Raw genomic sequence first — 9900 nt, 5'->3', positions numbered from 1 at the left:
CAGCCGCTCGACCACCGGCCCGACACCGGGGAGCCCGGCGAAGTACGGGTCGAGGCGCAGCTCGGCGAAGCGGGCGGCGCCGTCGAGCCCTGCCGGGTCACCCGCGTGGATCTCCCGCAGTGCGGTGGCCACCCAAGCCACCACGCCGGGGTCGACGGTGCCCGCCATGAGCTGGTCGCGCCACACCGCGCCGTCGGCGAACGCCATGCTGAGCACCAGGTTGTCCGCGTCGAGGTCGAACACGGCCGGTGCCAGAGCGGGGAACCGCGCCATCGCGGCGCCCTCGGCGAGGATCCGGCCCCGGTCGGCGGGCCAGTGCCCGGGGACCGCGAGCAACGCCCTCGGCCGCTTGGCGACGACGTCGCCGACCCGCACCGCCTCGCACGAGACGCCGCCTTCGAGTGTCCTCTGTGGCCCCCAGGTCCACGGCGGGCCGGTCAGCACGCCCCGCCCGCGCAGGTACGGCACCCAGTTCGCAGGCTGCGCGTCGACCGGCGGCGCCGCGGGCGACGGCAGCGGGTCCAGCAGGTCACCTGCCCGGCACACCCGCACCGCCGGGTCGGCGGCGATGGTCCGCAGTACCCGCTCGACCGCGGCGTACCGGTCGTCGAGGACACCGCTCACGTGTGGATGGATCACCAGCGTGACCAGTGGAGCCTCGTCGGTCGCCGCGTCGACCAAGCCGAGCCACTCGGTGGCGAGCTCGTCGGGGGTGAGCGGGTCCGTCCTGATCCGGTACTGCCAGGCGTCGACCATCGGCCAGGTGAACGGGACGTTGACCAGGTTGCCGCCGAGCGGCCGAGTCGCGCCGCGCGGCACGTCGTCCTCGGTGAGCAGCGAGCTGTCGAAGCGGAAACCCAGCCGGGCGAGCAGTTCCGCGCTCTGTCCGGAGTGGACACCGTGCGGCGCGCGGAAGCCAGGCACGGTCACGCCCGCGGCGTCCAGGGCGGCGAGGCCGTCGCAGAGGATGCGCTCCTCGTCCGAGGGGGACAGTGCCGACCAGCACTCGTGGACCCAGCCGTGCAGCGCGACCTCGTGGCCGCGTTCGAGCAGGTCGGCGATGTGCGCGGGATAGTGCAGCAGGCTCCAGCCCTCGACGAAGAACGTGCCGCGCAGGCCCAGTTCGTCCAGCAGCCCGAGAATGCGCGGGTAGCCGGTGAGCAGCGCCGGGTCGTTCCAGTTCGGCTGGCGACGGCCGCCCCTGCCCACCTCGAGTGCGGAGCCGAGGTGGTCGAAGGTGAGAGCGACGGTGGCCACGGGCCGACAGTATTGTATACGAATGGCCGACATCAAGGCGTTCCTGGTGTCCTGACAGGACATTCGCCCACTGCGGTCACGCGACCACGTGGTGTCAGCAATTGACGTTGCTACAACATGGTCTTGTAAGTAATCCGTCTTGCGTAGAAGACTTCTTCTCAGCAGAGAGCCTCCGATGTATACAAGGAGCCATCATGGAGTCAGCGTCGACGTCCCCTTTCGCCGCCCTGCGCGGCACGACGGCGGTGGTCACCGGAGCCGCCCGTGGGATCGGCTTCCAGATCGCCGCCACCCTCCGAGGTGCCGGCATGACGGTCGTGCTCGTCGACCGGGACGCCGACGAACTGGACAATGCGACCAGGGAGCTGGCTTCTCCCGACCAGGTCGTGCCGGTGGTCGCCGAGCTGACCGCGCAGGACGGCCTCGCCGGGGTCGAGACCCGGCTCACCGAGCTGCCACCGCTGCGGGTGTGGGTCAACAACGCGGGCGTGGTGAGCCACCAGGACGTGGCCGACGTCGACATCGAGGAGTTCGAACGGGTCCTGCGCGTCAACGCGGCGACCACCCTGCGCGGCTGCCAGGTCGCCCACCGGGCCATGCGCGACGAGACCGATGCCGACCGGGCCATCGTCAACCTCTCCTCACTGCTCGCCGACAAGGCGCTGCCGCAGCGGGTGAGCTACGCGACGTCCAAGACCGCCGTCGAGACCGTCACCCGCTACGCGGCGCAGGAGTGGGGGCCGCTCGGCATCAGGGTCAACGCGGTGTCGCCGGGCTATGTGGACACCCGGCTCACCGCGTGGCCCTCGGCGGACCCCCGGCAGGTGGCCAAGCAGCAGGCCCTGTCGGCGCTCGCGCTGCGCAGGGCGGGCAGTGTCGAGGACATCGCGAACGCCGTGCTCTTCCTCGCCTCGCCGATGGCCGCCTACGTGACCGGCACGATTCTGCGCGTCGACGGGGGCTGGCACCTCGCATGACCCCCTCGGGGCTTGACGTGTCCCCGTGGCTGGCGCATTCTCTGCATAGAAGAATTAGTATCCGTGATGCAGATATGTGCTGGAGGGGTGGATGACCGGTCAGGCAACGGTGCTCGGCGATGTCCGGCGTGGCATGATCCCCGCGCACATCTACAACGACGCCGAGATCTTCCGGCTGGAGCGGGACCGGGTCTTCGGTCGCGCCTGGATGTTCGTCGCGCACGAGTCGGAGATCCCGGCACCCGGCGACTACGTGGTCCGCCGGGTACTGGACGACTCGTTCATCGTCGTGCGCGACGAGCAGGGTCAGGTACGGGCGCTCTTCAACATGTGCCTGCACCGCGGCATGCAGGTCTGTCGCGCCGAGGTCGGCAACGCGTCGCACTTCCGCTGCCCCTACCACGGCTGGTCCTACCGCAACGACGGCCGTATCGTCGGGCTGCCGTTCCACCGCGAGGCCTACGGCGGCGACGCGGGTTTCAAGCGCAAGGGCCAGTCGCTCGTACCGGCACCGTCCCTCGATGTCTACAACGGACTGATCTTCGTCTCACTCGACGAGCACGCGCCGCCGCTGCGGGACTACCTCGGCGACTTCGCCTTCTACCTCGACTACTACACGAAGCAGAGCGAGGCCGGGATCGAGCTGCGCGGGCCACAACGCTGGCGCATCAAGGCGAACTGGAAGATCGGCGCGGAGAACTTCGCGGGCGACATGTACCACACACCGCAGACCCACACGAGCGTCGTGGAGATCGGTCTGTTCCGCGAGCCGAAGGCGGAGAAACGCAAGGACGGCAGCACCTACTGGGCCGGTGCGGGTGGCGGCACCACCTACAAGCTGCCGCCCGGCGACCTCGAGGAGCGGCTCCGCTACGTCGGCTATCCCGACGAGATGATCGAGCGGATGCGGGGCACCTGGTCGGCGGACCAGCAGAAGGTCATCGGGGACAACGGGTTCATGATCTCCGCCGCGACGGTCTTCCCCAACCTCAGCCTGGTCCACAACTGGCCCAAGGTCGCCGACACCGGCCCGAACGACGATGCCGTGCTGCCGTTCATCTCCCTGCGCCAGTGGCAGCCGGTCAGCGCCGACGAGACCGAGGTGCTGTCCTGGTTCGCCGTCGACAAACAGGCACCGGCCCGGTTCAAGGCGTTGTCCTACAAGGCGTACCTGATGTGCTTCGGCAGCACCGGGATGTTCGAGCAGGACGACGTCGAGAACTGGGTGTCGCTCACCAACACCGCGGCGGGCTCGATGGCGCGGCGGCTGCGGCTCAACAGCAGGATGGGCCTGCTCGCCGACGACACGACGGTCGTCCCCGCGCTCACCCGCGAGGAGTTCGCAGGCCCCGGTACCGCCTACGTCGGCTACGCGGAGCACAACCAGCGCGCGTTGCTGAACCGCTGGGCGGACTGCCTCGAGAAGCCCGTCGACGCGGCGGCGCCGGTCGACATCGGCTCCGCGGACCCGTCGTGAGCACCCGGCCAACGTCGCCACTTGGCGAGGACTACGCGTCGACCACCGAACGCACCGGTGCCACCCTGCCGTTCGACGACCCCCGGCACCTGCTCGCGCACCGCTGGCTCGTCGACGAGGCCTACCTGCTCGACGCGCAGGACTACGCCACCTGGCTCGACCTGCTGACCGACGACATCCACTACTTCATGCCGGTGCGGGTGACGACCGCGCTCGGCGCCGGGTTCGACACAGCGCGCGACATGGCCCACTTCGACGAGGACAAGTACTCGCTGTCCCGCAGGGTGGCCCGGTTCGCGACGGAACACGCCTGGACCGAGGACCCGCCGTCCCGGCTGCGGCATCACCTGTCCCTCGTCCGCACCTTCGCCACCGGCTCACCGGACGAGCTCGTCGTCGACTCGGCCGTGCTGCTCTTCCGCAGCAGGGGCGACGTGCGTGAGCCCGCCATCGTGTCCGCGGGCCGCGAGGACCTGCTGCGGTCCACGCCGGAGGGGTGGCGGCTCGCGCGGCGGACCATCATGGTCGACGAGTCGGTGCTGCGGATCCAGAACCTGGCGGTGTTCCTGTGACCCAGCCAGGCCACTCCGAAGGTGCGGACACCACGGCCGACGCCATCACCATCGCCAACGAGTTCGCCGAGGTCAGGGTGCGCCGGGTCGACACCCGCAACGGCTCCCGGCTGCTCATCGAGTCGCCACGCAGTGGCCAGTGGATCTCGCTGTGCCCGCTGGAGCTGGAGTCGCTGACCTGGCAGACACCCCTGACGTTCTCCGCGATGATCGGCAAGCCGGCCGCTCCGCTGATCACCGACGCCACCTGGGAGGACACGTGACCGGTTGGCTCGACGGCTGTCGCGCCCTCGTCGTCGGCGCCGGGTCCGGCATCGGCAGGGCGGTCGTCGACGCCTATCTCGCCGAGGGCGCGCGGGTCGCCGTGCTGGAACGCGACAGGGCCAAGTGCGACGCCCTGGCCGCCGAGTGTCCCGGCGTGCCGGTGACCGAGGGCGACGCGACCACGCGGGCGGCCAACGAGGCGGCCGTCGCCGCGGCGTGTGCCGCGTTCGGCGGGCTCGACGTGCTGGTGAGCTGTGTCGGGGTGTTCGACTTCTACCTCGGTCTGTCCGAGCTGGCCGACGACGACATCGACGCGGGCTTCGACGAGGTCTTCGCGGTGAACGTCAAGAGCATGCTGCGCTCGGTGAAGGCGGCGCTCCCCGCGCTGACCGAGAGCCGGGGGTCGGTGATCCTCACCGAGTCCACGTCGGCCTACTTCCCCGGCCGGGGTGGGGTGCTCTACGTGTCGTCGAAGTTCGCCGTCCGCGGCATGGTGACCGCGCTCGCCCACGAGCTGGCGCCCGGGGTCCGGGTCAACGGGGTCGCCCCGGGCGGCACGCTGGGCACCGACCTGCGTGGGGCCGCCGCGCTCGGCCTGTCCGGCAGACGCCTCGCCGACACGCCGGGCCGCGCGACGGAGCTCGCCGCCAGGACACCACTCAACGTCGCGCTCACCAGCGAGGACCACGCGTGGAGCTACGTGTTCCTCGCGTCGGCGAAGGCGCGCGGGGTGACCGGCGGTGTCGTGCACTCCGACGGCGGGGCGGGGATCAAGACGTGACGAGGAGGGTGTCGTGCCGGTGGTGAAGGCCGATGTGGCGCTGTGCCAGGGATATGGCAACTGCGTCGTGGGGGCCGACGACGTGTTCGACCTCGACGACGACGGGGTCGTCGTGGTCCTGTCGGCGACCGTCGACGAGGCCGACCGCGACCGGGTCGAGACCGCCGCGCGCGGCTGCCCGGTCAGCGCGCTCACGGTCGAATGAGCGGGACGAACGCCGCGGTCGTGGTGGGCTCCTCCGTCGCGGGGATCCGCACCGCGCAGGCGCTGTGTTCCGCAGGCTACGACGGCGAGGTGCTCGTGCTCGGCGAGGAGACCGTCGTCCCGTACGACCGGCCCCCGCTGTCGAAGGCCGTGCTGGTGGGTGCGGCGGACGCCGCCGACGCGCCGCTGCTCCGCGCGGGCTCCGAGTTCACCGTGCGGCTCGGCGCGCGGGTCGTGGCGGTCGATGTCGCCGCCGCCGAGGTCGAGCTGGCCGACGGCGAGCGGGTCGGCTACCGGGAACTGGTGGTCGCGACCGGAGCCGTGCCCCGGCAGGCGCCGTGGGGCAGGCCGGCGGGCACACACGAGCTGCGCACCGCGGCGGACGCGACCGCACTGCGCGCCGACCTGGCGCGGGGCGGACCGCTGGTCGTCGTCGGGGCCGGGATGATCGGCTCGGAGGTCGCCGCGTCGGCCAGGACGCTCGGCATCGAGGTGACGCTCGTCGACCCGCTGCCCGCGCCCGCCGTGCGGGTGGTCGGTGCACCGGCCGGTGCGCTCCTCGCCGACCTGCACCGAGGGCACGGCGTCGCGCTGCACCTCGGCGTCGGCGTGTCCGCGATCGAGCGGGGCAGGGTGACCCTGACCGACGGCACCGTGCTGCCCGCGTCGGCCGTGGTGGTCGGCATCGGTACCGCGCCGGCCACCGACTGGCTCGCCGACTCCGGTCTGCGGCTGCACGACGGCCTGGTGTGCGACCCGTCCGGCCGCTGCGTGCCTGGCGTGTGGGCGGTGGGCGACGTGGCCCGCTGGACCCATCCCGGCGGGTCGGCCAGGTACGAGCACTGGACGGCGGCCACCGACCAGGCCGCGCTGGTCGGCCGCAACATCGCAAGGGGCGAGCGGACCGCGTACGTGCCGCGTGAGTACGTGTGGAGCGACCAGTACGACTGGAAACTGCAGGTGGCGGGCCGGCCTGCGGCGGCCGTCGACCACACGGTGATCGGCGACCCGGCGGATGGCGTGTTCGCCGTCGTCGGCACCGACCCGCACGGCCTGCCCACCGGCGTCGTCGCGGTCAACTGGCCGCGTGCCATGCTCACCGCCCGCCGCTTCCCCGACGCCCCCGACCTCGTCGGCCGCATCACCGACGCGCTTGGTGCACGGTCGTGAGCCGGCCGCTGCTGGCCGCCGCGTGCCGGATCCTCGCCGCCCGAGGGCTGGCCGACGGGTTCCTCGGGCATGTCAGCCAGCGGGCGGGCGATGAGCTGCTGCTCGTGCGCTGCCGGGGGCCGATGGAGCGCGGGCTCGCGTTCACCGAGCCGGCCGACATCCGGCTCGTGACGTTCGACGGGGGACCGGGCGCACCCGGTGAGCTGGACGGGTACGTGCCGCCCAACGAACTGCCGTTGCACGCGGAGGTGCTGCGTCGTCGGCCGGAGGTCGCGGCCGTCGTGCACGCGCACCCCGCCGCCGTGGTCGCGGCGGACCTCGCGGGGATCGCGATCCGGCCGGTAGTCGGGGCGTACGACATCCCCGGTGCCGCGCTCGCGCGTGGTGGGGTGCCGGTCTACCCCCGAGGGGTGCTGGTGCGCGACCGGGAGCTCGCCGGTGAGATGACCGCCGCCATGGGTGACCGGCCGGTGGTGCTGCTGCGCGGCCACGGGCTGACGAGCGCCGCGCCGAGTGTGGAGCAGGCGGTGCTGCAGGCCGTGAGCGTCGACCGGATCGCGGCGCTCTCGCTCGCCGTCCGGTCGGCCGGTGGCACCCTCGCCGACCTGCCGGACGCCGACCTCGACCAGCTCCCCGACCTCGGTGCCGGTTTCACGGTGGCGGTCGCGTGGCGTCACGAGCTCGCCAGGATCGGCGATGAGCCGGTGCACACGATGCCGTTAGGCTCTCTGCCATGAGCGCGGCTCCTCGGGGCGAGGCGGACGGTCGTACGCCACCCCAGTACCCGATCGAGTCGGTGGACAACGCCCTCCGGCTGCTACTGCTGTTCGCCGAGAAGCCCCGCATCCGGCTCACCGAGGCGAGCGCCTACCTCGGGGTGGCGTCCTCGACCGCGCACCGGCTGCTCGCCATGCTGCAGTACCGCGGTTTCGTCCGGCAGGACGCGACCTCCCGCGCCTACGAGCCGGGCGGCGCGCTCGCCACGATCGCGTCGGCCGTGCTGCGCCAGGTCGACCTGCGCGCCCGCGCCCGCCCGATCCTGGAGCGACTGAACGTGGCGTTCGACGAGACCGTGCACCTCGGCAGGCTCGAAGGCAGCCAGGTCAACTTCCTCGACTCCATCGAGAGCGGCAGGGCGGTCCGGGTGGCCTCCCGCGCCGGCCGGTCGCTGCCTGCCCACTGCACGTCGACCGGCAAGGCGATGCTGTCCATGCTGGCGACCGACGAGCTGCACAGACGTTACCCGGAGGAGAAGCTCACGGCCGTGACCGAGCGGACCGTCACCTCCAGGACGGCCCTCGAGCGCGAACTGGCCACCACCCGCAAACGCGGCTTCGCCGCGAGCATGCAGGAGTCGGAGGAGGGCGTCGCCTCGGTGGCGGTAGCCATGACGAGCCCCGGCGGCGACCTGTACGCGGTCAACATCTCGATGCCAAGCACCCGCATGTCGTCGACCATCCGCGCGGACGTGGCGAAGGCCCTCGCCGAGGCGGCCCAGGAGATCACCGACCTCCTGGTGTGACCGAGCTGAGTTATTTCGCCGAGAAGTCGAGGCTTCTGTGATGAGGTTCCGCGCGTGCTTGGTGAACAGCACAGGGTCACGGGGGTGGCGTTAGACGGCGGTGTGGTCGCCGGTCCGATACCGGTCGTGCGGGATAGCCGCCTCCCATACACGGTCCCGAACGGTGCGGCAGTGCCGCACGATGACGGGGTCGGTGGTGGCGGCGCCTCCCTCGAATGTGCCGTCCGGGGCGAACACGGTGAACACGACTCGGCTGTCATCAAACAACCAGTAGTCATCGGCCGTGAGTTCGGCCGAGTCGATGAGGTGGCGGGGGAGCCACCGGATGTCCTCCCCGGCGGTGATGTTGTGTTCGGCGATAGTGAGTCCCCATCGGGTGTAGTCCCCGTGCGGGACCGTCACGACCCGCGCCCTGGTGATCGCTCTGCCTGCCGAGGTGGCCTCACGCACCAACGCCAGCCAGGGCCGATGCCAGGCCAGGTCGTCATCCTGTCCGTTCAGGAACAGGGAGAATGGGCCGGACTCATCCGGGGTGTGGTAAGCGTCCTGCACCTCCAGGTGGAACGCGGTGCGCTCGAAGGTGCGGAACAACTCGTCGAACGCCTCACCCTGTAGCAGCTCCACGCCAGCTCCCTTCGGTGGCGTGCGTTATCGGCCGCCGGAGTCACCAACGTCGGTAAGCCGGGTGGCAGCCTGACGACGATATCGTGTCGCCACCATGGTGAGTTGTTCAGCGATCCGTGCCCAGTTGGTGGTCTCGCCCATCAGCTCCCGCCGCAACTGCTGCCTGACATAGCGCTGGTCTTTCGACGCGCGGTCCACCAGCAATTGCACCAGCTCGGCAAGGTCCTCCGCCAGAGACATCACGTCGCCCGGATCGTCGGCGTCGTACAGGGCATCTCCGGCAAGGGTGACCAACCGCATCCCCAGGCCGTCCGCGCGGCTCGAAATCAGGTCGTTGGCCTCCTCGCGCCACGACATTCCCCGACACTTGGAAGACATGACACCGGTAGCGGTGCTCATCCCCGGAAGGGGCCGCCCGAGGCAGACCGGACACCAATGACCCGGGTGGAAACCGTCCACATAAGGAACTCCGCCGCACCGACCACACGGCACATCCCGTATCAAGCCCGATCCAACACAATCAGGGCAGAGGCGGTACCGGCCGAAAGGCACGCCCTCCGGTCCTTTCGACGGGTCCAGTTCAACCGGCCAGCCTGTTGTTTCATCGAGCGTCGGCGGATTCATACCGTCTGCCATATCGCGACCTGCTCCGGCGTGGCCGACGTCGTCAGCGGCTCGCTGACACCGTTCTGGGAACTGCACGTTCGGATCGACATCCACAGTGGATCGTTCCTCGTCGTCGTTGGGAGATGTCGCGCCGCCCGCACCTGACCGGCGGGCCGTCACCCAGCGTGCTGAGCGGATGGTGCTGGTTCGCCGGCGATCAACTGCCGTACCGTCTTCCCAGGCCACGGACAGGCACAGCTCGCACGGCATGCCCATCGCCTCGGGCAGAACCTCGCCCTGCCCCGGTCCGATACGCAGCCCGCAACACGCAACCAGGAATTCCGGCATGGTCGTCGACTCGGGCACCGGCACCAGATGACACGTTCGCCGGGACTCGCCGATCACCGATCCGTCCGGCTGCCGGGAACGTAGCCGCACCAGCGCAA

Annotated in this window: 11 protein-coding genes and 1 pseudogene; 9 read left to right on the top strand and 3 right to left on the bottom strand. The window is 70.8% G+C overall.

The genetic code is table 11. From position 1 onward, the window contains the following. On the bottom strand, positions 1 to 1257 hold a 1257-nt coding region (locus WBA97_RS28975; protein WP_424234123.1), incomplete at its 3' end, for a polysaccharide deacetylase family protein. 194 nt (positions 1258 to 1451) lie between these two features. Between WBA97_RS28975 and WBA97_RS28970 the strand changes: the two genes are divergently transcribed. The 9 genes from WBA97_RS28970 (at position 1452) to WBA97_RS28930 (ending at position 8224) form a co-directional block, all read left to right on the top strand. Beyond that, on the top strand, positions 1452 to 2234 hold the full coding sequence (locus tag WBA97_RS28970) for an SDR family NAD(P)-dependent oxidoreductase (protein ID WP_424234122.1): 783 nt from the start codon (positions 1452 to 1454) through the stop codon (positions 2232 to 2234). Between the two features lie 91 nt (positions 2235 to 2325). Beyond that, on the top strand, positions 2326 to 3711 hold the full coding sequence (locus WBA97_RS28965; protein ID WP_424234121.1) for an aromatic ring-hydroxylating dioxygenase subunit alpha: 1386 nt from the start codon (positions 2326 to 2328) through the stop codon (positions 3709 to 3711). Beyond that, entirely contained in the window at positions 3708 to 4283 is a 576-nt protein-coding gene (locus tag WBA97_RS28960; RefSeq protein ID WP_424234120.1) for a 3-phenylpropionate/cinnamic acid dioxygenase subunit beta, read from the top strand. The genes WBA97_RS28965 and WBA97_RS28960 overlap by 4 nt, the downstream gene beginning before the upstream one ends. After that, positions 4280 to 4546, top strand: coding sequence for a dihydrodiol dehydrogenase (locus WBA97_RS28955; protein ID WP_424234119.1), 267 nt, complete (start codon positions 4280 to 4282; stop codon positions 4544 to 4546). The genes WBA97_RS28960 and WBA97_RS28955 overlap by 4 nt, the downstream gene beginning before the upstream one ends. Continuing rightward, positions 4543 to 5328, top strand: coding sequence for a 3-(cis-5,6-dihydroxycyclohexa-1,3-dien-1-yl)propanoate dehydrogenase (gene hcaB / locus WBA97_RS28950; RefSeq protein WP_424234118.1), 786 nt, complete (start codon positions 4543 to 4545; stop codon positions 5326 to 5328). The genes WBA97_RS28955 and hcaB overlap by 4 nt, the downstream gene beginning before the upstream one ends. 13 nt (positions 5329 to 5341) lie before the next feature. Continuing rightward, the gene (locus WBA97_RS28945; RefSeq protein WP_424234117.1) at positions 5342 to 5533 is read left to right on the top strand and encodes a ferredoxin; all 192 of its coding nucleotides are present in this window, start codon (positions 5342 to 5344) and stop codon (positions 5531 to 5533) included. Next, positions 5530 to 6702 (top strand): NAD(P)/FAD-dependent oxidoreductase, encoded by a 1173-nt coding sequence (locus WBA97_RS28940; protein WP_424234116.1) that lies wholly within the window; start codon positions 5530 to 5532, stop codon positions 6700 to 6702. The genes WBA97_RS28945 and WBA97_RS28940 overlap by 4 nt, the downstream gene beginning before the upstream one ends. Continuing rightward, on the top strand, positions 6699 to 7439 hold the full coding sequence (locus WBA97_RS28935) for a class II aldolase/adducin family protein (RefSeq protein WP_424234115.1): 741 nt from the start codon (positions 6699 to 6701) through the stop codon (positions 7437 to 7439). Before WBA97_RS28940 ends, WBA97_RS28935 begins: the two co-directional genes overlap by 4 nt. Then, on the top strand, positions 7436 to 8224 hold the full coding sequence (locus WBA97_RS28930; protein ID WP_424234114.1) for an IclR family transcriptional regulator: 789 nt from the start codon (positions 7436 to 7438) through the stop codon (positions 8222 to 8224). The genes WBA97_RS28935 and WBA97_RS28930 overlap by 4 nt, the downstream gene beginning before the upstream one ends. Before the next feature lie 90 nt (positions 8225 to 8314). Here the strand turns inward: WBA97_RS28930 and WBA97_RS28925 are convergent, their stop codons facing one another. Further along, positions 8315 to 8848, bottom strand: coding sequence for a DUF6879 family protein (locus WBA97_RS28925; protein WP_424234113.1), 534 nt, complete (start codon positions 8846 to 8848; stop codon positions 8315 to 8317). A 24-nt stretch (positions 8849 to 8872) separates the two neighbouring features. After that, positions 8873 to 9900 (bottom strand): annotated as a pseudogene (locus WBA97_RS28920) (hypothetical protein); the annotation flags it as partial.

The sequence above is a fragment of the Actinophytocola sp. genome, assembly GCF_049647105.1.
Lineage (GTDB): Bacteria > Actinomycetota > Actinomycetes > Mycobacteriales > Pseudonocardiaceae > Actinophytocola.
This window is presented reverse-complemented; position numbering and strand designations above follow the sequence as displayed.